25 protein-coding genes, 1 tRNA gene and 1 pseudogene are annotated in these 23,103 nt (G+C 40.8%); 22 read left to right on the top strand and 5 right to left on the bottom strand.

Annotated features, from left to right (window positions below; all coding sequences use genetic code 11):
• The first annotated feature begins 113 nt into the window (after positions 1 to 113).
• On the top strand, positions 114 to 1,013 hold the full coding sequence (locus LG375_RS03885; protein ID WP_004183097.1) for an SPFH domain-containing protein: 900 nt from the start codon (positions 114 to 116) through the stop codon (positions 1,011 to 1,013).
• A 43-nt stretch (positions 1,014 to 1,056) separates the two neighbouring features.
• Here the strand turns inward: LG375_RS03885 and LG375_RS03880 are convergent, their stop codons facing one another.
• Positions 1,057 to 1,452, bottom strand: a complete 396-nt coding sequence (locus tag LG375_RS03880) for a VOC family protein (protein ID WP_002884456.1) — start codon at positions 1,450 to 1,452, stop codon at positions 1,057 to 1,059.
• 115 nt (positions 1,453 to 1,567) lie between these two features.
• On the opposite strand from LG375_RS03880, the pseudogene LG375_RS03875 reads away from it, so the two are divergent.
• The 14 genes and pseudogenes from LG375_RS03875 to LG375_RS03810 all read left to right on the top strand — a co-directional run bounded on the left by LG375_RS03875 (position 1,568) and on the right by LG375_RS03810 (position 13,398).
• A pseudogene (locus tag LG375_RS03875) lies at positions 1,568 to 2,457 on the top strand (ROK family protein).
• A gap of 154 nt (positions 2,458 to 2,611) precedes the next feature.
• Positions 2,612 to 3,706: a 3-phosphoserine/phosphohydroxythreonine transaminase gene (serC, locus tag LG375_RS03870; protein ID WP_225745338.1), complete on the top strand. Its 1,095-nt coding sequence runs from the start codon at positions 2,612 to 2,614 to the stop codon at positions 3,704 to 3,706.
• 12 nt (positions 3,707 to 3,718) lie between these two features.
• Complete coding sequence (locus LG375_RS03865; RefSeq protein ID WP_002884484.1) at positions 3,719 to 4,276, top strand: GNAT family N-acetyltransferase; 558 nt, start codon at positions 3,719 to 3,721, stop codon at positions 4,274 to 4,276.
• A gap of 18 nt (positions 4,277 to 4,294) precedes the next feature.
• Positions 4,295 to 5,473, top strand: coding sequence for a 3-phosphoglycerate dehydrogenase family protein (locus LG375_RS03860; RefSeq protein ID WP_110981110.1), 1,179 nt, complete (start codon positions 4,295 to 4,297; stop codon positions 5,471 to 5,473).
• Positions 5,474 to 5,528: 55 nt separating this feature from the next.
• The gene (locus LG375_RS03855) at positions 5,529 to 6,023 is read left to right on the top strand and encodes a methylated-DNA--[protein]-cysteine S-methyltransferase (RefSeq protein ID WP_225745337.1); all 495 of its coding nucleotides are present in this window, start codon (positions 5,529 to 5,531) and stop codon (positions 6,021 to 6,023) included.
• A gap of 34 nt (positions 6,024 to 6,057) precedes the next feature.
• On the top strand, positions 6,058 to 6,411 hold the full coding sequence (locus LG375_RS03850; RefSeq protein WP_183140036.1) for an arsenate reductase family protein: 354 nt from the start codon (positions 6,058 to 6,060) through the stop codon (positions 6,409 to 6,411).
• A gap of 57 nt (positions 6,412 to 6,468) precedes the next feature.
• Positions 6,469 to 6,539, top strand: a tRNA-Thr gene (locus LG375_RS03845).
• A 152-nt stretch (positions 6,540 to 6,691) separates the two neighbouring features.
• Positions 6,692 to 7,066, top strand: a complete 375-nt coding sequence (locus LG375_RS03840; RefSeq protein ID WP_002884266.1) for a CidA/LrgA family protein — start codon at positions 6,692 to 6,694, stop codon at positions 7,064 to 7,066.
• Entirely contained in the window at positions 7,059 to 7,754 is a 696-nt protein-coding gene (locus LG375_RS03835) for an LrgB family protein (protein WP_060972243.1), read from the top strand. The genes LG375_RS03840 and LG375_RS03835 overlap by 8 nt, the downstream gene beginning before the upstream one ends.
• Before the next feature lie 85 nt (positions 7,755 to 7,839).
• Positions 7,840 to 8,400: an HAD-IA family hydrolase gene (locus tag LG375_RS03830; protein WP_048673773.1), complete on the top strand. Its 561-nt coding sequence runs from the start codon at positions 7,840 to 7,842 to the stop codon at positions 8,398 to 8,400.
• A complete protein-coding gene (gene gyrB / locus LG375_RS03825; protein ID WP_002891505.1) occupies positions 8,401 to 10,353 on the top strand; it encodes a DNA topoisomerase (ATP-hydrolyzing) subunit B in 1,953 nt (650 codons plus the stop codon).
• A 96-nt stretch (positions 10,354 to 10,449) separates the two neighbouring features.
• A complete protein-coding gene (gene ezrA / locus LG375_RS03820) occupies positions 10,450 to 12,174 on the top strand; it encodes a septation ring formation regulator EzrA (protein WP_064524174.1) in 1,725 nt (574 codons plus the stop codon).
• Positions 12,175 to 12,285: 111 nt separating this feature from the next.
• Positions 12,286 to 12,933, top strand: coding sequence for a phosphoserine phosphatase SerB (gene serB, locus LG375_RS03815; RefSeq protein ID WP_225745336.1), 648 nt, complete (start codon positions 12,286 to 12,288; stop codon positions 12,931 to 12,933).
• A gap of 225 nt (positions 12,934 to 13,158) precedes the next feature.
• Positions 13,159 to 13,398: a hypothetical protein gene (locus LG375_RS03810; RefSeq protein ID WP_002884756.1), complete on the top strand. Its 240-nt coding sequence runs from the start codon at positions 13,159 to 13,161 to the stop codon at positions 13,396 to 13,398.
• A gap of 36 nt (positions 13,399 to 13,434) precedes the next feature.
• Here LG375_RS03810 and LG375_RS03805 read toward each other — a convergent pair whose 3' ends face one another.
• Together LG375_RS03805 and LG375_RS03800 are read right to left on the bottom strand one after the other, a co-directional pair.
• On the bottom strand, positions 13,435 to 14,325 hold the full coding sequence (locus tag LG375_RS03805) for a DMT family transporter (protein WP_225745335.1): 891 nt from the start codon (positions 14,323 to 14,325) through the stop codon (positions 13,435 to 13,437).
• 116 nt (positions 14,326 to 14,441) lie between these two features.
• Positions 14,442 to 14,807, bottom strand: a complete 366-nt coding sequence (locus LG375_RS03800; protein ID WP_037601648.1) for a hypothetical protein — start codon at positions 14,805 to 14,807, stop codon at positions 14,442 to 14,444.
• Between the two features lie 246 nt (positions 14,808 to 15,053).
• On the opposite strand from LG375_RS03800, the gene LG375_RS03795 reads away from it, so the two are divergent.
• From LG375_RS03795 to LG375_RS03765, 7 genes are all read left to right on the top strand, one after another.
• Entirely contained in the window at positions 15,054 to 15,419 is a 366-nt protein-coding gene (locus LG375_RS03795) for an OsmC family protein (RefSeq protein ID WP_037598323.1), read from the top strand.
• Between the two features lie 93 nt (positions 15,420 to 15,512).
• Entirely contained in the window at positions 15,513 to 15,896 is a 384-nt protein-coding gene (locus LG375_RS03790; RefSeq protein ID WP_225745334.1) for a PaaI family thioesterase, read from the top strand.
• A 13-nt stretch (positions 15,897 to 15,909) separates the two neighbouring features.
• A complete protein-coding gene (locus LG375_RS03785; protein WP_225745333.1) occupies positions 15,910 to 16,884 on the top strand; it encodes a GyrI-like domain-containing protein in 975 nt (324 codons plus the stop codon).
• Complete coding sequence (locus tag LG375_RS03780) at positions 16,885 to 17,616, top strand: pseudouridine synthase (RefSeq protein WP_073685681.1); 732 nt, start codon at positions 16,885 to 16,887, stop codon at positions 17,614 to 17,616.
• Between the two features lie 80 nt (positions 17,617 to 17,696).
• The gene (locus LG375_RS03775) at positions 17,697 to 17,825 is read left to right on the top strand and encodes a DUF4044 domain-containing protein (RefSeq protein ID WP_002884629.1); all 129 of its coding nucleotides are present in this window, start codon (positions 17,697 to 17,699) and stop codon (positions 17,823 to 17,825) included.
• A gap of 94 nt (positions 17,826 to 17,919) precedes the next feature.
• Entirely contained in the window at positions 17,920 to 19,224 is a 1,305-nt protein-coding gene (gene obgE, locus LG375_RS03770) for a GTPase ObgE (RefSeq protein ID WP_073685680.1), read from the top strand.
• Positions 19,225 to 19,846: 622 nt separating this feature from the next.
• Entirely contained in the window at positions 19,847 to 20,044 is a 198-nt protein-coding gene (locus LG375_RS03765; protein ID WP_021143779.1) for a hypothetical protein, read from the top strand.
• Between the two features lie 77 nt (positions 20,045 to 20,121).
• Here the strand turns inward: LG375_RS03765 and LG375_RS03760 are convergent, their stop codons facing one another.
• Together LG375_RS03760 and LG375_RS03755 are read right to left on the bottom strand one after the other, a co-directional pair.
• Entirely contained in the window at positions 20,122 to 20,862 is a 741-nt protein-coding gene (locus tag LG375_RS03760) for an amino acid ABC transporter ATP-binding protein (RefSeq protein WP_002884797.1), read from the bottom strand.
• Positions 20,862 to 23,060 (bottom strand): ABC transporter substrate-binding protein/permease, encoded by a 2,199-nt coding sequence (locus tag LG375_RS03755; protein ID WP_225745332.1) that lies wholly within the window; start codon positions 23,058 to 23,060, stop codon positions 20,862 to 20,864. Before LG375_RS03755 ends, LG375_RS03760 begins: the two co-directional genes overlap by 1 nt.
• Between the last annotated feature and the right edge of the window lie 43 nt (positions 23,061 to 23,103).

Below are 23,103 nucleotides of genomic sequence, written 5' to 3'. Positions count from 1 at the left end.
AAGTATCTCTTTTACACTATTTCGAACGAGCTATGCTATTTTTCTTGAAAAATTGTATCACTGTGCTATAATAAAGCAAAGAAATTTTTAATGTTTATTTTGGAGGACTTAACATGCAAGCAGCACTTCTCTTTTTACTGTTTTCCTTCCTGATTATTTTGGGAATTCTCATCAGTATGCTTTACGTTGTACGTCAACAGTCAGTGGCTATCGTTGAACGTTTTGGGCGTTATCAAAAAATTGCAACGAGTGGGATTCATATGCGTTTACCATTTGGTATCGATAAAATTGCCGCTCGTATTCAACTACGTTTGCTTCAAAGTGAGATTGTGGTTGAGACTAAGACAAAGGACAATGTCTTTGTCATGATGAATGTGGCTACTCAATATCGTGTTAATGAGCAAAATGTTACAGATGCTTACTATAAACTCATGCGTCCAGAAGCTCAAATTAAATCATACATTGAGGATGCTCTCCGTTCATCAGTTCCTAAATTGACGCTTGATGAACTCTTTGAGAAGAAAGATGAAATTGCCCTTGAGGTTCAACACCAAGTGGCTGAAGAAATGACAACTTATGGGTATATCATTGTTAAGACCTTGATTACCAAAGTTGAACCAGATGCTGAAGTTAAACAGTCTATGAACGAAATCAATGCTGCTCAACGTAAGCGTGTCGCAGCTCAAGAATTGGCAGAAGCTGATAAAATCAAGATTGTCACAGCAGCCGAAGCCGAAGCTGAAAAAGATCGTCTTCACGGGGTTGGTATTGCCCAACAACGTAAGGCAATCGTTGATGGATTGGCTGAATCTATCGCAGAACTTAAAGAGGCCAATGTGGGTATGTCTGAAGAGCAGATTATGTCTATTCTCTTGACTAACCAATATCTAGATACCCTTAATACTTTTGCGGCTAAAGGCAATCAAACCTTATTCCTACCAAATAATCCAAACGGTGTGGATGATATTCGTACCCAAATCTTGTCAGCCTTAAAGACAGATAATAAAAATTAAGCACAAAAAGAAGCCAGATCTATACGATCTGACTTTTTTTGTTTTATTTTTCTAGGAATTGCGTCAAACGAATAACTTCAATCTTATAGCCATCTGGATCAGTGATAAAGTAGTACATTTTTGGTTTACCAGGAAGACCTGAGAGGTCTGTGACAGTATAGCCAGCTTCTTTGTGAGCTTGGTGTGTAGCTTCTAGGTCATCAACACCAACGGCGATATGACCATATCCATCCCCAAGATCATAAGCTTCATGGTCGTAGTTGTAGGTTAATTCCAACTCGTAATCAGGATCATCTTCGAGTTGCAAGTAGACAAGGGTGAACTTATATTCTGGAAAATCATTGCGACGAGCTTCCTTGAAACCAAGAGCTTCTTTATAAAATTTAAGTGAGGCTTCTAGGTCCTTGACACGGACACAAGTGTGTAGAAATTTAGTCATGTGAGATACTCCTTTTATCTAATTCTGTAAGTTTATGATAGCATTTTGGAACCGTTTTTTCTAGTTTTTGTTCTTTTGTGTTATAATGACGAAAAACAATCTGTGGAGGATGCTTATGACGATTTTAGCGATTGATTTTGGGGGAACACTGGTGAAGTCCGCACTTGTTTCGGAGGATTTTGCCATTGAAAAGAGTCTGCCGACGCAGTCATCTCCACAAACCTTGGAACAAGCTATTGACGTGATTGATCAGATAGTTACTTCAGTTGAAGTAGACCTATCAGGTATAGCGATTAGTGTTCCAGGGACGGTTGATACTGAGGAAGGTGTCATTTATCATGGTGGCTTATTGAGGTTCTTTCACGGCTTTCGTATTAAAGAGGTCCTCGAAGCCAAGTACCATCTGCCTGTAATGGCCCTTAATGATGGTAAAGCAGCAGCCTTGGCAGAGCTAGCTACAGGTCATTTACAAGGAGTGACCAATGGTGCAGCCCTTGTTTTGGGTTCAGGTCTAGGTGGTGGATTTATTATTAATGGTAAACTTTTTCAAGGAAGCCACTTTCAAGCGGGGGAGTTAACCTTTCTTTTACCAGTTCAAATGGAAAAAGTTGATCCTTCATTGATGCGAGGCATGACTTTGTCGGCTGTCGGTTTAATCACCAAGGTAAATGAAGTGCTAGGTAACTCTTAAAGGATGGTTTAGCGGCGTTTAAGGCCATAAATGCAGGAGATGAGACAGTCTATCCGCTTTTTGAAAGCTATTGCCGTAATCTAGCCATTACCATTTTGAATCTTCAAACCATCTTTGATATGGAAACCTTTGTTATTGGAGGTGGCATTTCAGCCCAGCCAATTCTTATCGAGGAGGTCAACCGCCAGTTTGATAAGGTTCACCATGAGATTGACTTTATCGGTAAAATTATTAAACGTCCCGAGATTGTTGCTTGTCATCATCATAATGGAGCTAATCTAATTGGTGCAGCCTATTTTCTTAAGGAGAAATAAACGGATACTAAAATCAATTACTGATAAAAATATACATAAAATACCTAACTTTTTTGAGGCGAGCGGTTAATCCCGTTCGTTTTTTACTGATAACACTTTACAATATTCAGAAAATTCGCTATAATAGGACCATTAAAATTTTGGAGGTGTCTTTATGACAATTTATAATTTCTCAGCAGGACCTGCTACATTACCAAAACCAGTGCTTGAAAAAGCCCAAGCTGAATTGCTTAACTATCAAGATTCCGGTATGTCCGTGCTAGAAATGTCCCACCGTTCTCCAGAATTTGACAAAATCGTTAAAGATGCGGAAGCGACACTTCGTGAGCTTATGGCCATTCCAGATAACTATAAGGTTATTTTCTTGCAAGGTGGCGCTTCAACACAATTTACAATGGTCCCACTTAACCTCGCTCAAGGTAAGAAAGCTTACTACCTTGTAGGTGGTTCATGGGGTAAAAAAGCTTATACAGAAGCTGTTAAACTTTCAAAAACCATTCCTTTTGAACCAATCCTTTTGGCTTCTTCAGAAGAAACTGTTTACGATCATATCCCAAGTTTTGACCCAGCAACAATTGATCCAGAAGCTGCTTATGTTCACTTGACAACGAACAATACCATTGAAGGAACATCTATCTACGATTTGCCTGATACTAATGGTGTGCCAATTGTAGCTGATATGTCTTCAAATATTTTGGCTGCTCGTTACAATGTTGAGGACTTTGCCCTTATCTATGCTGGTGCTCAGAAAAATATTGGACCTGCTGGTGTTACAGTGGTTATCGTTCGTGAAGACTTCCTTAACGACCAACCACAATTGTCTGCCATGTTGGATTACCGTATTCAAGCTGAAGCAGGATCACTTTACAATACACCACCATGTTTCAACATCTATATTTCAAAACTCGTCTTTGACTGGGTTAAAAATGAAATCGGTGGCGTGGACAAGATGGCTGAAATTCAACGTGAGAAATCAGGTCTTCTTTACGACTACATTGAGTCATCTGATTTCTACACAAATCCTGTCAAAGATGCCAAGGATCGTTCTGTCTGCAACATCCCATTTGTAACACCAAGTAAAGAGTTGGATGCTAAGTTTGTAGCAGAAGCAGATGCTCTTGGTTTCAAGAATATCAAAGGACACCGTTCAGTAGGTGGTATGCGTGCTAGTGTTTATAACGCTTTCCCACGTCAGGGTGTACTTGACTTGATTGACTTTATGAAGAGATTTGAAGCCGAAAATAAATAATTAGGTAAAGAGATGGAAATTAGACAAGCCTTCCCAAATGAAATTGGGGCTATCATGACTGTGATTGAGAGTGCTAGAACTGCTTTAGCAGAAGCGGGGAGTACCCAATGGCAAGGAGCTGATGGTTACCCTACTGAAGAAACTATCTTTGACGATGTCCTTAATGGGCAGGCCTATGTAGGAATTGTTGATGGTCAAATCGTTTCTTATGCTGCGGTGATTGTTGATGGAGACCCTGCTTACGACAAAATCTATGATGGGGACTGGAAACACCACAATAAACGCTACATTACCTTTCATAGAATCGCCGTTTTAAGTGAATTTACGGGTCAGGGCATTGCTCAAACCTTCATTCAAGGTCTTATTGAGGGAACTGATGCTCATGATTTCCGTTGCGATACGCATGAAAAGAATACTGTCATGCAACATATTTTGGAGAAGCTTGGCTATGTCTATTGTGGCAAGGTTCCTATTGATGGTGAACGTCTTGCTTATCAGAAAATCAAAACTAAGCGGGAGAAAGCCTTTTATCAAGAACTTGATGAAGCAGCTCACCACGGGATACATTGATTTAAGAGGAATAAAATTATGGTATTTAGTGTAAAAACGTATAACAATATTAACCAGATTGGTTTGAAGGAACTTGGAAATCATTTCCAAATTGATGGAGATTTAGCGGAAAATCCGGATGCCTATATCATTCGTAGTCAAAATCTCCATAATACTGTCTTCCCTGACAACTTGAAAGCTATTGCGCGTGCTGGTGCAGGTACTAACAATATCCCAGTTGACGAAGCAACTGAAAAAGGGATTGTTGTCTTCAATACTCCAGGTGCCAATGCTAACGCTGTTAAAGAAGCTGTTTTGGCCTCTATCTTACTCTCAGCACGTGACTATATTGCGGCCAATGCTTGGGTTAACACACTTAGTGGTGATGATGTTCCTAAACAAATTGAAGCAGGTAAGAAACAGTTTGCAGGTAGCGAGATTGCTGGTAAGACATTGGGTGTTATCGGGCTCGGTGCTATTGGTGCACGTATTGCCAATGATGCTTACCGTTTGGGAATGAAGGTCTATGGTTACGACCCATATGTTTCTATTGAAGCTGCTTGGAATATCTCTCACCATGTAAAACGTGTTTCTGATCTTAAAGAGATTTTTGAAAACTGTGACTATATCACTGTTCACGTTCCATTGACACCAGATACAAAAGGTACTTTCAATGCGGATGCCTTTAACCTCATGCAAAAAGGGACAACTATCATTAACTTTGCCCGTGCAGAGTTGGTAGATAACGATGCCCTCTTTGATGCTTTGGAAACAGGTGTGGTTAAACGCTATATCACCGACTTTGGTACAGAAGACCTCCTTAACAAACCTAAGGTGACTGTCTTCCCACACGTTGGTGGATCAACAGGTGAAGCAGAACTTAACTGTGCGATTATGGCTGGTCAAACCATTCGTCGTTTCATGGAAACAGGTGAAATTGTTAACTCTGTTAACTTCCCACGTGTGCAACAGGCCTTGAGTGCCCCATACCGTATCACCTTGATTAATAAAAACGTGCCTAATATTGTGGCTCGTATCTCTACTGCGGTTTCTGATTTTAATATCAATATCGATAATATCATCAACCGTTCTAAGGGCGACTATGCCTATACACTTCTTGATCTTGATGAAACAGACAAGTCTAAGATTGATGAATTGGTTGCTAAGTTTGAAGCTAGTGACAATATCGTTCGTGTGCGTTTGATTAAAGGTAAATAATAAGAGTTAATTGACAGGAACAAGAGATTCCTGTCTTTTTTGTTATAATAAAGACATGCTTTATCGTCAGTATTATTTATCCCCTATTGGACGCTTGTGCTTGGTGGCGAGTGACCAAGCGCTTTATGGTGTTTGGTTGGAGGGGCAAAAACATTTTCAAGCAGGAATTAAGGAACAGGAGCTAGTAGACACCTCAAATCCTATCTTGGAAATGACCAAGAATTGGCTAGAGGCTTATTTTAAAGGTGATCATCCAAGTTCATATAACCTCCCTCTAGCTGATAGAGGGACAGCCTTTCAGCTAAAGGTTTGGTCAGCTTTACGGGACATTCCTGTGGGGCAGAGCATAACTTATAGTCAGATTGGTAAAGTGATTTCATGTCAATCAGCTCAGGCTGTAGGAACTGCTGTTGGTAAGAATCCCTGGTTGATTATCGTCCCTTGTCATCGGGTTCTTCCTAGTAGTGGTCATATAGGAAAATATGCTGCAGGAGAAGAAGCCAAGCGTTTCTTACTTCATTTAGAAGGCATTAGGTTTGACAATCCTTAGACAGATGTCTTATGCTAGAAAAAAGGAGAAAAACATGTACACTTTTTATGAATATCCCAAATGTAGCACTTGTCGTAAGGCAAAGGCAGAACTCAATCAATTAGGTTTAGATGTTGAATCTATTAATATTAAGGAAAATCCACCTTCGGCTCAATTTTTAAAAGAGCTTTTGGCAGGGTCAGATTTAGAACTTAAGAAATTTTTTAATACGAGTGGTCAATCCTACCGCTCTCTAGGTCTAAAGGATAAGTTGCCAACCCTATCTCTTGATGAAGCTGTTGAACTCTTGGCTTCAGATGGTATGTTGATTAAACGTCCTATCTTGATTAAAGATGGTAAGGTTTTACAGGTTGGTTACCGTACCCCTTACCAAGACTTAAATTTATAAAAAATAAGCAAAAAATCTTGCCACAGTAAATAAAAGTATGGTAAGATTAAAACAGTTGCCGCTATAGTTAAATGGTATAATAGAGCAATGGTAATGCTCCGTTCCGAGTTCAATTCTCGGTGGTGGCATCTGTGATAAAGTCCAGCCTTAGGGTTGGATTTTTTTATGTTCAAAGAGGCTGATTTATACCTCTCAATTTTTCAAAAGAATTTACTGAAAACTCTTGAAATTCAAAAAAAAAGGAGTAGACTAATAGGTGATTAAACCTAGGAGGCAAGTCGTGAAATACTACGTTCAATTCATGTTGATTTGTTTGTTTGCCGTTATTGGTGAAGCTATTTCAACATTCTTCAAATTACCTATTCCTGGAAGCATTATTGGCTTATTCTTGCTTCTGATTGCTCTTCAGCTTAAGTGGATTCGTCTACGTCATATACATGCTGTGGCAGAATTTTTAATTGCCAATATGACTATTCTATTTTTGCCAGCAGGTGTCGGTATTATGGAACGTTGGAATGCTATTTCAGCGAATATTGTCCCTATTATTTTGATTATTATGGGAGCTTTGGTTCTTAATATTGTAGTGATTGCAGTAGTCGTCGGTTTCATCAAAAAACATTTTGAAGGTGATTACGAGGAGGTTAAACGTGGCTAATTTTTTTAACACACCCTTGTTTGGGCTAACACTTTCTGTACTAGCTTACACAATAGGGCTATTGATTTATCGCCGTTTTCCTAATCCTTTGACGACGCCTCTTCTTGTATCGACTGCCCTGATTATCGTCATTTTGCACTATACAGGAATTTCCTACAAGGATTACTATGTCGGTGGCTCTTATCTTAACAGTTTGATTATTCCTTCAACAGTCGCGCTAGCAGTTCCTTTTTATAAAAATCTACACCTCATGCGCCATCACTATAAGAGTATTCTAATTGGATCAACGGTTGCTTGTGTTCTAAATACGACATACACGGCCTTGATTGCTAAGCTTTTTGGAATGGATTATTTTTTGGCTATTTCGCTCTTTCCTAAGTCTGTAACGACTGCCATGGCTGTGGGAATTTCGGAAAAAATGCAGGGGATTACGACGGTAACCTTGGTTGTAGTTGTTATTACGGGTATCTTAACCTCTGTCTTAGGTCCTGTCTTTCTAAAAATGATTGGGATTAAAGACCCAGTCGCTATCGGACTTTCACTAGGAGGAACCGGACACGCTGTAGGTACAGGAACTGCCTTCAGATATGGTCAGGTTGCCGGTGCCATGGGTGGTCTCTCAATTGCTGTGACAGGGATTCTATATGTCTTTATTAGTCCTATTGTGGCGAGTTTGATTCTGAAATAAAAAATTAAGGTTTGGATAGGTTTTCCAAGCCTTTTTAGCTGTGAAAAGCAAGCAAAATCTGACCTTTTATGTTATAATTAAGGTTATGAATTATGGAGATTATATCTGGGATTTGGGTGGTACCTTGTTGGATAATTACCAGGTATCAACCCAAGCCTTTCTAGCAACTTTAGAACAATTTGAGCGTACAGCAGAACCTCAAGCAGTCTATGATGCCCTTAAGGTATCAACGAGCACTGCCATTGCTATGTTTGCGCCTGATATAGCTGATTTTCGAACCCTATATAAGCAGGAGGAAGCCAAGCATTTACAGGAACCTGTTCTTTTTGAAGGTGCTAGGGCTGTCCTAGCTAAGATTGTGACCGAAGGTGGGCGTAATTTTTTGGTTAGCCACCGTAATCACTTGGTGCTAGACATCCTTGATAAAGCAGAAATTGCCTCTTATTTTACAGAGGTTGTAACTTCTGAAAATGGTTTTGCTAGAAAGCCGAGTCCAGATAGTTTCCTTTATTTAATTAAAAAATACGATATTAAACACGGCTTGGTCATTGGTGACCGCCAGATAGATATAGAGGCAGGAAAAGTAGCGGGTCTGGATACCTTGCTTGTTGACGGCCATAAATCATTATTGGAGATTGTGACATAAATGACTGATGAATTAAAAAATCTTGAAGAAAAAGCGCAAGAATATGATGCCAGCCAGATTCAAGTCCTAGAGGGACTTGAAGCGGTACGTATGCGCCCAGGTATGTATATTGGCTCAACCTCAAAAGAGGGGTTGCATCATTTGGTATGGGAGATTGTCGATAACTCAATCGATGAGGCCTTGGCTGGTTTCGCCACTCATATTCAAGTCTTTATCGAGCCGGACAATTCTATTACGGTTGTCGATGATGGTCGTGGTATTCCAGTCGATATCCAAGAAAAAACTGGCCGTCCTGCGGTAGAAACTGTCTTTACAGTACTTCACGCTGGTGGTAAATTCGGCGGAGGCGGTTATAAGGTCTCTGGTGGTTTGCATGGGGTTGGTTCTTCGGTCGTTAATGCCCTCTCAACACAACTTGATGTTAAGGTTTATAAAAATGGCCATATCCACTTCCAAGAGTATAAACGTGGGGTAGTGGTAGCAGATTTGGCAGTAATTGGTGAAACAGAGAAACATGGTACGACTGTTCACTTTACGCCAGACCCAGAGATTTTCCAAGAGACAACCGAGTTTGATTTTGGAAAATTGGCTAAACGTATCCAAGAATTAGCCTTTTTGAACAAGGGGCTCCGTATCTCTATCACAGATAAGCGTGAAGGTCTCAAACAAGAGAAACATTATCACTACGAAGGTGGTATCACATCCTATGTGAAATACATCAATGAAAACAAGGATGTTATCTTTGATGAACCTATCTACACTGATGGTGAGATGGATGGTATTTCGGTTGAAGTTGCTATGCAATACACGACTGGCTATCATGAAACGGTAATGAGTTTTGCCAACAACATTCACACCCATGAGGGTGGTACTCACGAACAAGGTTTCCGAACAGCCTTAACGCGTGTCATTAATGACTATGCACGTCAGAATAAGATTCTCAAAGAAAAAGATGATAATTTGACAGGGGATGATGTTCGTGAAGGTTTGACTGCTATCATCTCTGTTAAACATCCAAACCCACAGTTTGAAGGTCAAACCAAGACCAAGCTTGGAAACTCTGAAGTGGTTAAGATTACCAATCGTCTTTTCAGTGAAGCTTTGAGTCGCTTCCTCTTGGAAAATCCTGCTATCGCTAAGAAGATTGTTGAAAAAGGGATTTTGGCTTCTAAGGCCCGTATCGCCGCTAAGCGTGCCCGTGAGGTGACACGTAAGAAGTCAGGTCTTGAAATTTCTAACCTTCCAGGGAAGTTGGCAGACTGTTCATCGAATAATGCTGAAATGAATGAACTTTTCATTGTCGAAGGGGACTCAGCCGGTGGATCTGCTAAATCAGGTCGTAATCGTGAATTCCAAGCTATTCTGCCAATTCGAGGTAAGATTTTGAACGTTGAAAAGGCTAGCATGGATAAGATTCTAGCCAATGAAGAAATTCGTTCTCTCTTCACAGCTATGGGAACAGGTTTTGGAGCTGAATTTGATGTCAGCAAGGCTCGTTACCACAAGTTGGTAATCATGACCGATGCCGATGTCGATGGGGCCCACATCCGTACTTTGCTTCTGACTTTGATTTACCGCTTTATGCGTCCAGTCTTGGAAGCAGGCTATGTCTACATTGCTCAACCACCAATTTATGGGGTTAAGGTTGGTTCTGAGATTAAAGAATACATCCAACCTGGTGCCGATCAAGAAGACAAATTGCGTGCTGCTTTTGAAAAGTATAGTGTGGGACGTTCAAAACCTACAGTACAACGTTATAAAGGTTTGGGTGAAATGGATGACCACCAACTTTGGGAAACTACCATGGACCCTGAAAATCGTTTGATGGCACGTGTTTCTGTGGATGATGCTGCAGAGGCCGATAAGATTTTCGATATGCTGATGGGAGACAAGGTTGAACCTCGCCGCGAATTTATCGAAGAAAATGCCGTTTACAGTACTCTAGATATCTAATATTCTTTTAGAAAAGGGTGCAATGCTAGGATAACTATGATATAATCGTAATGTTATTCTACATTTATGAACATAATAGACGATTAAGGAGAAACTATGTCTAGCGGAATTGTTTTACTGATTGTAGTGGTAGTTATGCTCGTAATTATCGCTTACTTAGTCGGTATTCTTATTAGAAAACGAAATGATTCGCGGATTGCACAGCTTGAAGAACGCAAGCAAAAATTGTTTGACTTGCCAATTAACGAAGAAATTGAAGAAGTTAAAAAGCTTCACTTGATTGGACAAAGTCAAACAACATTCCGTGAATGGCATCAGAAATGGATTGATATCTCGACAAATTCATTCGCAGATATTGAAAATCATATTTTCGAAGCTGAAAATATGAACGATACCTTCCATTTCTTCAAGGCTAGTGGTGAAATCAATAACATTGAGAGTCAGTTAGATCTTGTGGAAGAAGACATCAAGTCTATCCGCGAAGCGCTCTCAACCTTGAAAGAACAAGAAGAAAAGAACAGTGCTCGCGTTAAGCATGCATTAGACTTGTACGAAGAGTTGCAAAACTCAATCGAGGAAAACTCTGATAATTTCGGTTCTACCATGACCGAAATCAATAAGCAGCTTAAAAACATTGAAGCTGAGTTTGCAGAATTCGTGACTCTTAACTCATCAGGTGACCCTGTTGAAGCATCTACTATCTTGGATCGTGCAGAAGAGCACACTATTGCATTGGGTCAAATTTCAGAGAAAATTCCTGCTATTGTAGCTAAGTTGGAAGATGATTTCCCAGATCAGTTGGATGATTTGGAATCTGGCTATCGCAAGTTGATTGAGCAAAATTATCACTTCCCTGAGAAAAATATCGAACGTCGCTTCCAAGAAATTCGTGAAGCTATCCGTTCAAACTCAAGTGAGTTGGTTTCTCTTGATTTAGACCGTGCGGAAGAAGAAAACGCTGAGATTCAAGAAAAAATTGACAACTTGTATAGCATTTTTGAACGTGAAATTGCCTCATATAAGGTTGTTATGCGTCAAAAGAAAATATTGCCAGGTTATCTCAAGCATGCTAAAGAAAACAACAAGAAACTTCAAGAAGAGCTTGAGCGTCTCATGTTGACTTACATCTTCGATGAAACTTATGCGGCAGATGTTCGTAGCTTTGCATCTGATATCTCAGGTGTGGAGACGGCTGTTCTTCCAACCCTTGAAAATTTTGAAACTCAGGTAAAACCATTCTCAGAACTTGAGAAAATCTTTGAAAAGAGTCTTAATACCTTGTCAGCTGTTGAAAACGGTCAGGTTGAGGTCTTTGAAAATCTTCAGGCTATTGAGAAAAACGAAGCTAAAGCACGTGAAGAGCTTGATGTTTATGTTAATAAATTGCATGTTATCAAGCGTTACATGGAAAAACGTAACCTGCCAGGTATTCCTCAATCCTTCTTGAGTGTATTCTTCTCAACTAGTGCTCAAATTGAGGCCCTTATGGACGAACTCAGCCGTGGCCGTATTAATATTGATGCGGTAATGCGTTTGACAGAAACATCTAAAAACGCCATTGATCATTTGGAAGAGACTGCTTACTTGGTTGTTCAAAATGCAACCTTGACTGAGCAACTCTTGCAATACTCGAACCGATACCGTTCGTTCGAACCTGCTGTTCAAAGTAGCTTTGAGCATGCACTTAAATTGTTTGAGGTTGATCATGATTATGATGCATCTTTGGAAGAAATTTCTTATGCCTTGGAAACAGTTGAACCAGGTGTGACAGATCGTTTTGTATCATCTTACGAGAAGACACGCGAACAGATTCGTATGTAAGAGAAAGATTCTGGACTACGGTCCAGAATTTTTTGTAAGGTCCGTTTTTCATTTCATATTTGAATTAAATCTAGTGAAGGCTTATATAGACATCGAAGAATCGAGGTAATTATGTCAGAAGTTAAAGGTTTATTAGTTATGGACGTAGATTCTACGCTAGTCCAAGAAGAAGTTATTGATTTATTGGGAGAAGAAGCAGGCGTTGGTCAAAAGGTTGCTGAAATCACAGAGCGTGCCATGCGTGGAGAATTGGATTTTAGACAGGCCTTGAATGAGCGTGTGGCGACCCTCAAGGGATTACCAGAGAGTATATTTGACAAGGTCTACGCCCGTATTCATTTCAACAAGGGAGCCAAGGAACTTGTAGATGAACTCCACACCCGTGGCTTTAAGGTAGGCTTGGTTTCTGGAGGTTTCCATGAGACTGTGGATAGACTAGCAGTTGAAGCAGGAATCGATTATGTTAAGGCTAATCACCTAGAGGTGGTTGACGGTGTCTTAACTGGTAAGGTCTATGGTGACATTGTCACCAAAGATGTCAAGGTAGCCAAACTCAAAGATTGGGCAGCAGAAAATGATCTCGAACTCTCGCAAACCATTGCTATGGGTGACGGTGCTAATGATTTGCCTATGATTAAGACAGCTGGCATCGGCATCGCCTTTTGTGCTAAACCAATTGTCCGTGAACAAGCGCCTTACCAAATCACAGAACCAGATTTGTATAAGGTGATTGAGATTTTGGATGAGGTTAAGAAATAGAACAGATAAAAAGAGTCCTTTGGATAATTCCAAGGGACTTTTTGGGTTTCAAAAAAGCACCGAATCGGTGCCACTTTCTCAAGTTGAATACGGACTAAGCCTTATTTTAACTTTGCTGTATTGTTTCGAATGGTTTCAATACCTTTATTATAACGATTTTTGGTTGACTTCTCTTCAAACGCATCTTATCATAGAGGAGTATAGTATTGAAATGGGGGAAGAGACATGTTATACGAATATCCAGCGATTTTTCACACGATTGAGGAAGGTTATCAAATTAGTTTTCCTGATTTTGGTCGTAGCATTAGGGCAGATTCTTTACCTCTTGCCATGACAAAAGCGTCTGTGTTCTTATCACATATTATTAAGGGGTATGGAGATAAGGCTTTACCTGAGCCGACTGCGGTAAGTAGCATTCCTAATGAGGAAGAACTCGTCGTGTTAATCCAAACAGAGCTTGATTAAGACTAAAAACTCTCGGAAGATTAATTCCCGAGAGTTTTAGGTTTTATTGGCCACATAGACGCCCAAGACGACTAAAATTCCTGCGAAAATTTGTAAATACGAGAAGGGTTCTCCTAAGACGACGACAGCCGCTAGAATTGAGATAATTGTTGAAATCCCAATAAAGGATGCTGTTCTGTTAACCCCGATATTTGCGATGGCAAAATTTGATAGAAGATAGCCCAGAACACTGCATCCCAAGCCTTGATAAAGGATGGTGATAGTGAATTTTGGATTGATTACAGGGAGTAGCAAGAGCTCTTTCAAATCGCCTGCTAAAAAGCCTTGGCTGAGTGCAAAGAGTCCGAATGTCAGGCAACCACTGGCAAGCATAAAATAAGTAATCTCAAGGCTACTGAATTGACTAGCCCTTTCAACATCAACGCAATACAGGGCGTAGGAGACAACTGCTAGACCTAGAATCAAGTAGCCCACCAGGGAGAAGTCGGTAGAACCGCCAGCAGCAAAGACAGCCATGATGATACCGACGAGGGTGGTGATGACACCGACCACCTGCCAACGGCTGGGCCATTCTTTTAAAATAAGGCTAGACATGATAAGGGCAACGACTGGGATGCAGGCGAGAAAGGCTCCACTTTCAGAAGCCGTCGTCATACGAATGCCAATCGTTTCACAGATAAAATAGATAATCGGATTGAGGATGGCAATACGTGTCAGAGGTTTAAGATTTCTACCGTTAATTGTTATCCGACGTCGACTGATGAGAAAATAGAGGTTAATAAAAAGGAAGGCTGTGACAAAACGCCAAGAGATTAAAGCCAGGTCACTGACCTGTGCTGTAATAGATTTGGTAAAGATAAAACTGAGCCCAAAGAGAATCTCACAAGTCGCTGCAGCCAAACATCCCAAGATGATTTTATTTTTCATTGTCTCACCTCCTGAATTTGGATTTCCACGCCTATTATAACACTTTCAGGAAGCGTTTACATCAATCTAAATCTAAAAAAATAGACTAGCAGAATAGCTAGCCTTTTTTATCTTATTTAGTTACCAATTGAGACAGTTCCGTCTGATCCGACTTTGACGTTTGTACCGTCTTGGCTATTAACATCGACTGAACCATCTTGACCAACTGTTGCGCTGTTACCTTCGCTATCGTTAGCTTCTACAGTGTTATTGCCGTTTGTTTTTGCTGAGTTAGCGTTTCCGTCGCTGACTTCAGATGATCCATCTTTGTTGACTTTTACTGAAGCACTTGAATCAGTTGAAGAAGATTCTTTGGTCACCTTGCTTGATGATGGTGCTGAAGATGATGAGTCAGTTTTGTCTTTAGAGTTGCCACATGCTGCTAAGGTCAACAAGGCAAGAACTGAGACAGAGGCTAAAGTTAATTTAGAAAATGTTTTCATAATAGTCTCCCTTTTTTCTTAGTAAATTCATTTTAAATGAAAAAACAAAATTTTAAAAGCGCCTTCAGTCGTTTTTACTCAACTGTAACCCCTTGGTAATATCAGTGTTGTACAAGACTAATCTATTGGAAAATAAGAGCTGATAACCCTTACGCTTTCTGTTTTTTGATAGATATTTCAAATCGTTCAGCTCGGTCCTTAGCACTCTCTTTGTTATAATAATAAAAAATAGATTGAGGTGACATGATGTATCAAACAACAATTAAAGGTGACAAACGATTCCATTCACTTTCAGAGGGGTATGGAGCACCTGTGGAACTTTTTGGCTATACGGAAGATGGGGAAACACCTATGAGCCTGGTGAATATTGCTTTGGCTTCTTGTGTGACCATGTGTCTACAGAGTTATTTTGCCAAGTATCAGGGAATTGAGGAGCTTGCTATTCAGGTTGATTCCAACTATGAAGAAGGGCATTTCACACTTGCGATTCATTTACCTAAGGATCTGATTTTGGAAAATGAACAAGAACTCTTGGCTTTTGTGGATAATTATTGTCGAGTGAAGAAGCTTTTTCGTGAAGATATTAAGGTTGATATTAGCTTAGCTAAATAAGCTTGTTATCCTTTATGAACTTCGTGTTATACTAGTAGATAAAGACGTGTCATTTCACTAGGTGTGGAATGAGCAACGATAGGAGGGCTTGCTATGGAAGACAAACTACATGAGATCCGTGTATTTGAGAATTTTCAAGAAGAACTATTTGAAACGGGACATATTATCGTGACAACTAAGGTAGTCGAGAAGTCCCTGAATTATTTTGGTAATGCTCATGGGGGATATCTGTTTACGCTTTGTGACCAGGTCGCAGGGCTCGTGGCCATTTCATCAGGTGACTATGCGGTGACGCTTCAGTCTAATATCAATTATCTCAAGGCAGGGCATTTGTCTGACCAACTCAAGATTGAAGGATTGTGTGTGCATAATGGTAAGACGACTAAGGTGGTGGAAGTTGTCATTACTAATCAGGAAGAGAAAATTCTTACAAGGGCTACATTTACTATGTATGTGACGGGCTCGGTCGAGGAATAGAAAAGGAGCGTTTATGTCAGATTTTCAAACCATGGATGACTTTGCGGTCTTTGTTAATGACTACCTGACACCAGACCAATTGAACGTTCAAGCATATTCCTATGCGTCTGACCAGCAGGAGCTCTCTCTTCTGGTGACCATTGACGATTATGAGATGATGTGTCGTTGGCATGCTGTCTGGACTTTTTCAGGTTTACATCAGGCCTTCTTTCAGTCTGTAATGGACACTGACAACACTTTTTCAATTGATAGTGATAGCTTGGCTATGAGGGCTCGTTTAAGGGATCAAGAGCTCTTGTTTAAGGCAAAGGGGCTTGAGATGGTGGTTGTCGATTTGCCTGAAACTCTTTTTCGTTTAGCTGATGTGTCTTTTAACGAAGGAGGCAAGCACTTTACCTACCTTTGTGAAGATCAAAGTGTTGCAGCAGAAGATTGGGTCTTGGTTCCTATAGGCTCTGGTAATGCCGAAAAAGAAGCATTTGTAGAAAAGATTTCCTATGTCCTAGCGAACGAGGTTCCAGTTGAGCTGACAAAACTGAAAAAGGTGATTCAAAAGTTGGATTTAGTAACCGTTCGTTATGATGTTAGGGTTGTTCGGAAGGGATTTTTGAGTTTTTCAGGGATGGCTTTTGAAGGCGAGGAATTAGGTAAGCCAACAGACTTCCTTTGGGTACCTTTTTTAGCAGAACAAGATGATTTGGCTGTTCCTACCTATGGCATTCGGATCAATGATGGCAGTCGTAAGACTTATGTAACAGCCTTGGCTGGTGAGGATGATAGTATGGAAATGATTGCTCTAGCACCAGCTACTTATGCGGTATTTAAACTTAGAGGGCCTGCAACGGCAGCTGTTTGGGAGAGTTTTCACTATGCTAAGAACCATTTTGAAATGATTGACCAGCCCACTGTAGAGGTTTATCTCCCAGGAAATCGTCAGGCTGAAGATTATGAAATGGAAGTTTGGATTCCAATAAAGGAGGAAGTTTAGATGCGTCTGGATAAGTTTTTGGTAGACTGTGGTGTCGGGAGTCGTAGTCAGGTCAAGATCTTTCTAAAAAAGAAGCAAGTGACTGTAAATGGTCAAGTGGAGACGTCACCTAAGGCTAAGATTGATGAGAAGCAAGATCAGATTGCTTTTCAAGGTCAAGCATTAATACATGAGACCTTTGTTTACTATCTTTTAAATAAGCCTCAGGGTGTCATTTCAGCAACAGAGGATGCCCGTCACAAGACAGTGCTCGATTTACTCGATGACACAGCAAGACATAAGCAAGTTTTTCCAGTTGGTCGCTTGGATATTGACACTCATGGTCTTCTTCTATTAACCAATAATGGCGACTTAGCTCACGCCATGCTATCTCCAAAGAAACATGTGGACAAGATTTATCAAACCAAGGTGAATGGTATCATGGATCAGGAGGATATTCTAGCTTTTGAAAAAGGGATTGAACTCAAAGACCACACTTGCCAACCAGCTAAACTAGAGATTGTATCCGTAGATAGGGATGCTGGGACTAGCTTGGTTCAGATTACCATTGCTGAGGGGAAATTCCATCAGGTTAAGCGTATGGTAGCTGCTTGTGGTAAGGAAGTGATAGAGTTACAACGTATGAGTATGGGGCCTTTAAGTCTGCCAGATGATTTAGAACTTGGTGCTTGGCGACGTTTAACCGAGGAGGAGTTGGAAGCTTTAGCTGTTTTTGGAATTCCTTTGGCTTAAGCTAGTTAAGAGTTGCGAAATGGGCAGATTTTTGTTACTATTATTGTGAAATAATAGAAGAAAAAACGAGGTAAATTCAAGTGGCATTTGGAGATAACGGACCACGTAAGAAATCATTTTTTGAACGTCTAACAGTATTGGTCGTTTTGATTATGCTATTAGTAACAGTTGGGGCATTGATTTTCCAAGCAGTCGCAGCTGTTCTTTAAGACGCTATCAAGCGTTTTTTTGTGTCTGTCGGAAATTCTTTTATATGAGAATGTCTTGATATAGGACACACGAGTCAGAAAGAGAGATATAGAGATGAGTATGTTTTTAGATACAGCCAAGATTAGTGTCAAAGCTGGTCGTGGTGGTGACGGGATGGTCGCTTTCCGTCGTGAGAAATATGTACCCAATGGCGGTCCTTGGGGTGGTGACGGTGGTAAGGGTGGCTCGGTCATTTTCAAGGTTGACGAAGGCTTGCGTACCCTTATGGATTTCCGTTATAACCGTAAATTCAAGGCTAAGAATGGCGAAAAAGGGATGACCAAGGGAATGCACGGTCGAGGTGCTGAAGACCTCATCGTTAGCATCCCGCCAGGTACGACAGTTCGTGATGCTGAGACCGGCAAAGTTATTACTGATTTAGTTGAAGATGGTCAAGAGTTTGTCATTGCTCACGGTGGACGTGGTGGTCGAGGAAATATCCGTTTTGCAACACCTCGTAACCCTGCTCCTGAAATCGCTGAAAATGGTGAACCAGGTGAAGAACGCGAACTTCAATTGGAATTGAAGATTTTGGCTGATGTTGGTTTGGTTGGTTTCCCATCTGTTGGTAAATCAACGATTCTCAGTGTAGTAACGGCAGCAAAACCAAAGATTGGTGCCTATCATTTTACGACAATTGTTCCTAACTTGGGAATGGTACGTACTAAGTCAGGTGAGAGCTTTGCTATGGCTGACCTTCCAGGATTGATTGAGGGTGCTAGTCAGGGTGTTGGTTTGGGAACGCAGTTCCTTCGCCACATTGAGCGTACACGTGTTATCCTCCATGTGATTGATATGTCAGCGAGTGAAGGACGTGATCCTTACGAGGATTATCTTCAGATCAATAAAGAGTTGGAAACTTACAACTTACGCTTGATGGAACGCCCACAAATTATTGTGGCTAATAAGATGGACATGCCTGAGGCTGAGGAAAACTTGAAAGAGTTTAAGGAAAAATTGGCTGCTAACTACGATGAATTGCCACAAATTTTCCCAATTTCAAGTTTGGCTCACCAAGGTTTGGAAAATCTCTTAGAAGCTACTGCAAAATTGCTTGATGAGACAGACGAATTCTTGCTTTATAGCGAAGATGATATGGAACAAGAAGAAGTTTACTACGGCTTTAACGAGGATGAACGTCCATTTGAAATTAGCCGTGACGACGATGCCTCATGGGTACTTTCTGGTGAGAAACTTGAAAAACTCTTTGTTATGACCAACATGGAACGTGACGAATCAATCATGAAATTTGCACGTCAATTGCGTGGTATGGGAGTTGATGAAGCGCTTCGTGAACGTGGTGCTAAGGATGGCGATATCGTTCGTATTGGTAACTTCGAATTTGAGTTTGTGGATTGACGTTGAAAGACTCTCTAAGTGCCAAGCACTTGATAGTCTACGACAGCCGCTATGGCGGACTGCCTATCAACCTCACTAACTGCGCAAAGTCGGTATAATCGACCGACTTTCCTTCGTGTCGTGACCATGAAAGACTCTCTAAGTGCCAAGCACTTGATAGTCTACGGCAGCCGCTATGGCGGACTGTCTATCAACCTCACTAACCGCGTAAAGTCGGTATAATCGACCGACTTTCCTTCGTGTCGTGACTATGAAAGACCCTCTAAGTGCCAAGCACTTGCTAGTCTACGGCAGCCGCTATGGCGGATTGCCTAACAACCTCACTAACTGCGTAAAGTCGGTATAATCGACCGACTTTCCTTCGTGTCGTGACCATGAAAGACTCTCTAAGTGCCAAGCACTTGCTAGTCTACGGTAGTCGCTATGGGGGTCTGCCTATCAACCTCACTAACTACGTAAAATCGGTATAATCGACCGACTTTCCTTCGTGTCGTGACCATGAAAGACTCTCTAAGTGCCAAGCACTTGATAGTCTAGGCCAATTGCTATGGCGGTCTGCCAAGCAACCTTACTAACTACGTGAAGTTGGCGAATTTAAAAATATTGAAATAAGAGGTTTACAATGGGAGATAAACCGATATCCTTCAGGGATAAAGATGGAAATTTTGTTTCTGCGGCCGATGTTTGGAATCCAAAGAAACTTGAAGAACTCTTTACGCGCTTAAATCCTAACCGAAAACTCCGTCTTGAGCGTGAACGCTTGGCAAGGGAAGAAGCAGCAAAACACCCTGAACTAAATGATGAAACAGAGCAAGTCTAGCACTTGCTCTGTTTTTCTTATCCAAAATGGCAATCAAAAACAGCTACTCTAGCAAGAGTAACTGTTTTGATAATTAGTTAGGCGTTTAGAACCTTGTCCAAGAATTCTTTCAAACGTGGGTGTTGTGGGTTATCAAAGATTTGATCTGGAGTACCATCTTCGAGGAACTCACCGTCCGCAGTAAAGATTACTCGGTTGGCAACTTGACGAGCAAATCCCATTTCGTGAGTAACGATAATCATGGTCATACCTTGCTCTGCCAATTCTTTCATAACGTTAAGAACGTCTCCGACCATTTCAGGGTCAAGGGCAGAAGTAGGTTCGTCAAAGAGCATGATATCAGGATTCATTGCCAAACCACGTGCAATCGCCACACGTTGTTTTTGTCCACCTGATAGGCTATCTGGCATTGCATCTGCCTTGTCAGCAAGTCCCACACGATCAAGAAGATCCATAGCTAATTTATCAGCTTCTTCCTTATTCATACGTCCGAGTTCAACAGGTGCAAATGTCACGTTTTCAAGGACTGTCATGTGTGGGAAGAGGTTGAAATGTTGGAAGACCATCCCGATATTTTCGCGGGCTTTGTCAAGGTCTGTCTTAGGATCTGATAATTCATAGCCATCAACGACTACCTTACCAGATGTCACTGTTTCAAGTAGGTTAAGCGTACGAAGGAAGGTTGATTTACCTGAACCTGAAGGACCGATGATACATACAACGTCACCTTCGTAGAATTTGGCGTCAATGCCTTTGAGGACTTCATTGTCGCCGTATGATTTGTGCAAGTCCTGCACATCGATTTTCAATTCAGCCATTATTTAAGTCTCTTTTCTAGTCGTTTAGCCAATTTCGTCAAGCATGTGATGATGACCAAGTAAAGGATGGCCAAGATCGCATACATACGGAATGATTGGTAGTTACGAGCAATGATGATTTTACCAGTTTGGAAGAGTTCAACCAAACCGATAGCTGATACGATAGTCGTATCTTTCAATGAGATAACAAATTGGTTGATGAAGTTTGGCAACATCAAGCGAACCGCTTGTGGCAAGATAACCTTACGCATTGTTGTATTGTAAGGGACACCCAAGCTTCGGCTAGCTTCCATCTGACCAATAGGAACAGCTTCGATACCACCACGTACAATTTCGGCAATATAAGCACCACCGTTAAGTGAGAGGGCAATTGTCGCTGCCACAAAATCATTGATTGGTGATTGGTGACCAGTGATATTTTCAATCAAGTTAGGAATACCCCAGTAGATGAAGGCTGCAACAATCATCAATGGGATACCACGAACCACGTCAACAAAGACTTGCGAAATCACGCGGAGTGTCTTATTTGGTGCAACTGCCATCATACCGAAGATAACACCGATAATCATGGCAATAGCAAATGAAAGAAGGGTCAATCCAAGGGTAATTCCAAGACCTTGGAGGAGTTGTTTGTAGTTGTTTTTAATCAAGCCTACGATGGTTGTTTCATCGGTAGCTTTTTTTGAGCTTCCTTCTTTTGATTTGTTGCTATCGAGGTATTTATTGATAATCTTATCGTAAGTACCATCTTTCACGATAGCAGCCAAACCATTGTTGAACATTTCAATCAACTCAGGATTAGCACCTTTTTTAACAGCAAAGCCGACTTCACCAGTAGCAATACCTTCAATTGGTGTTGTAAAGTTACGCCCTTGTTGGATAGCGTATAGAAGAACGGCTTCATCATCCATAAGAGCATCGATTGAACCAGAGTTCAAGCTGTCGTACATAGTAGAAGCTTCATCGTAAGCACGAACAGTAAAGCCATATTCACCAGCGTGGTCTTCCAACCATGAGTAAGATGACGTACCATTTTTAGCTCCTACAGTCTTACCTTTGAGATCCTTGTAAGATTTAACCTTACTTCCTTTAGCTACAGCCAAACGAATGTTTGATGTGTAGTAAGGATCAGAGAAGTCAAAGATTTGTTTACGAGCATCAGTGATGGTCATACCAGCCAATACGGCATCAGCTTGGCTAGATTGTACAGCATTAAGTGATGCATCGAAACCAGGGTTTGTCAATTTGACATTGAAACCTTGGTTTTTAGCAATGGCATTGATGATATCGACATCGATACCTACATATTTACCTGAACCATTTTGGTATTCGAATGGAGCAAAAGATGAGTCCATTGAGATAGTGTAGGTTTCCTTAGCAGGAGTGGCTTTTGCGTTGGCATCACCAGTCAATTTAAGATCTGCTGAGGGTTTTGATGAAGAAGATTTTGATGAATCACCCAACCATTTGTTCATGATTTTGTCGTAGGTGCCGTCATTCTTCATTTCCTTAAGAGCTTCGTTGAAATCTTTGATAAGATTTTCGTGTTTTCCACCTTTTTTAACAGCGAAAGCGAAGCTACCGATAGATTCAGGCTTAATGTTGATAGCGTAGTCTTTTCCTTGACCAATAGCGTATTTAACAACTGGTGTGTCGTCCATAGCTGCATCGACAGAACCAGAATCCAAGCTGTTGTTCATCAAGTCGCTAGTGTCAAAAGTTTTAACTGTAAAACCATATTTGCTAGCGTTTTTATCAAGCCAAGTTTGAGCAGCGGTACCGTTTTTAACACCGACTGTTTTACCCTTCAATTGTTTGTAGTCGCTGACTTTGTCGCTACTACGTGTGTAGATAACAATTGAAGTGTCGTAATAAGTGTCTGAGAAAGTGAAGACCTTCTTACGTGCGTCGGTAACAGTAGTACCGGCCATTAGGGCGTCTGCTTGGCCTGATTGAACAGCGTTAACAGCTGCATCGAAACCAGGGAAGGTTTGGTTAACATCCCAATTTTTACGTTTGGCAACTTCGTTGATGATATCAACGTCGATACCTTTGTAGGTCTGATCAGAATCTTTGAATTCAAATGGGGCATAGGCTGTGTCTGAAACGACTGAAATTGTTTCAGCAGATACCTTAGCTCCGAAAACAAAGAAAACTGACATGGCACTCAAGAAGAGTGTCAGAAGTTTTTTCTTCATTATAAAAAGTCTCCTTTATAAAATACCTTCCTATTCTATCAAA

This window comes from Streptococcus sp. Marseille-Q3604 (assembly GCF_916619785.1).
GTDB lineage: Bacteria > Bacillota > Bacilli > Lactobacillales > Streptococcaceae > Streptococcus.
Note: the sequence above shows the minus strand (reverse complement) of the source record. Positions and strands in the feature narration are given on the sequence as shown.

What these genes read in the sequence shown, in the direction of transcription:
- LG375_RS03800 (WP_037601648.1), bottom strand. Translation starts at nt 14,807, where the DNA reads ATGAAAACATTTTCTAAATTAACTTTAGCCTCTGTCTCAGTTCTTGCC.
- LG375_RS03785 (WP_225745333.1), top strand. Translation starts at nt 15,910, where the DNA reads ATGTCAGATTTTCAAACCATGGATGACTTTGCGGTCTTTGTTAATGAC.
- LG375_RS03865 (WP_002884484.1), top strand. Translation starts at nt 3,719, where the DNA reads ATGGAAATTAGACAAGCCTTCCCAAATGAAATTGGGGCTATCATGACT.
- LG375_RS03765 (WP_021143779.1), top strand. Translation starts at nt 19,847, where the DNA reads ATGGGAGATAAACCGATATCCTTCAGGGATAAAGATGGAAATTTTGTT.
- LG375_RS03780 (WP_073685681.1), top strand. Translation starts at nt 16,885, where the DNA reads ATGCGTCTGGATAAGTTTTTGGTAGACTGTGGTGTCGGGAGTCGTAGT.
- LG375_RS03880 (WP_002884456.1), bottom strand. Translation starts at nt 1,452, where the DNA reads ATGACTAAATTTCTACACACTTGTGTCCGTGTCAAGGACCTAGAAGCC.
- LG375_RS03795 (WP_037598323.1), top strand. Translation starts at nt 15,054, where the DNA reads ATGTATCAAACAACAATTAAAGGTGACAAACGATTCCATTCACTTTCA.
- LG375_RS03810 (WP_002884756.1), top strand. Translation starts at nt 13,159, where the DNA reads ATGTTATACGAATATCCAGCGATTTTTCACACGATTGAGGAAGGTTAT.
- LG375_RS03755 (WP_225745332.1), bottom strand. Translation starts at nt 23,060, where the DNA reads ATGAAGAAAAAACTTCTGACACTCTTCTTGAGTGCCATGTCAGTTTTC.
- serB (WP_225745336.1), top strand. Translation starts at nt 12,286, where the DNA reads ATGTCAGAAGTTAAAGGTTTATTAGTTATGGACGTAGATTCTACGCTA.
- serC (WP_225745338.1), top strand. Translation starts at nt 2,612, where the DNA reads ATGACAATTTATAATTTCTCAGCAGGACCTGCTACATTACCAAAACCA.
- LG375_RS03830 (WP_048673773.1), top strand. Translation starts at nt 7,840, where the DNA reads ATGAATTATGGAGATTATATCTGGGATTTGGGTGGTACCTTGTTGGAT.
- LG375_RS03885 (WP_004183097.1), top strand. Translation starts at nt 114, where the DNA reads ATGCAAGCAGCACTTCTCTTTTTACTGTTTTCCTTCCTGATTATTTTG.
- obgE (WP_073685680.1), top strand. Translation starts at nt 17,920, where the DNA reads ATGAGTATGTTTTTAGATACAGCCAAGATTAGTGTCAAAGCTGGTCGT.
- LG375_RS03805 (WP_225745335.1), bottom strand. Translation starts at nt 14,325, where the DNA reads ATGAAAAATAAAATCATCTTGGGATGTTTGGCTGCAGCGACTTGTGAG.
- ezrA (WP_064524174.1), top strand. Translation starts at nt 10,450, where the DNA reads ATGTCTAGCGGAATTGTTTTACTGATTGTAGTGGTAGTTATGCTCGTA.
- LG375_RS03850 (WP_183140036.1), top strand. Translation starts at nt 6,058, where the DNA reads ATGTACACTTTTTATGAATATCCCAAATGTAGCACTTGTCGTAAGGCA.
- LG375_RS03760 (WP_002884797.1), bottom strand. Translation starts at nt 20,862, where the DNA reads ATGGCTGAATTGAAAATCGATGTGCAGGACTTGCACAAATCATACGGC.
- LG375_RS03860 (WP_110981110.1), top strand. Translation starts at nt 4,295, where the DNA reads ATGGTATTTAGTGTAAAAACGTATAACAATATTAACCAGATTGGTTTG.
- gyrB (WP_002891505.1), top strand. Translation starts at nt 8,401, where the DNA reads ATGACTGATGAATTAAAAAATCTTGAAGAAAAAGCGCAAGAATATGAT.
- LG375_RS03790 (WP_225745334.1), top strand. Translation starts at nt 15,513, where the DNA reads ATGGAAGACAAACTACATGAGATCCGTGTATTTGAGAATTTTCAAGAA.
- LG375_RS03855 (WP_225745337.1), top strand. Translation starts at nt 5,529, where the DNA reads ATGCTTTATCGTCAGTATTATTTATCCCCTATTGGACGCTTGTGCTTG.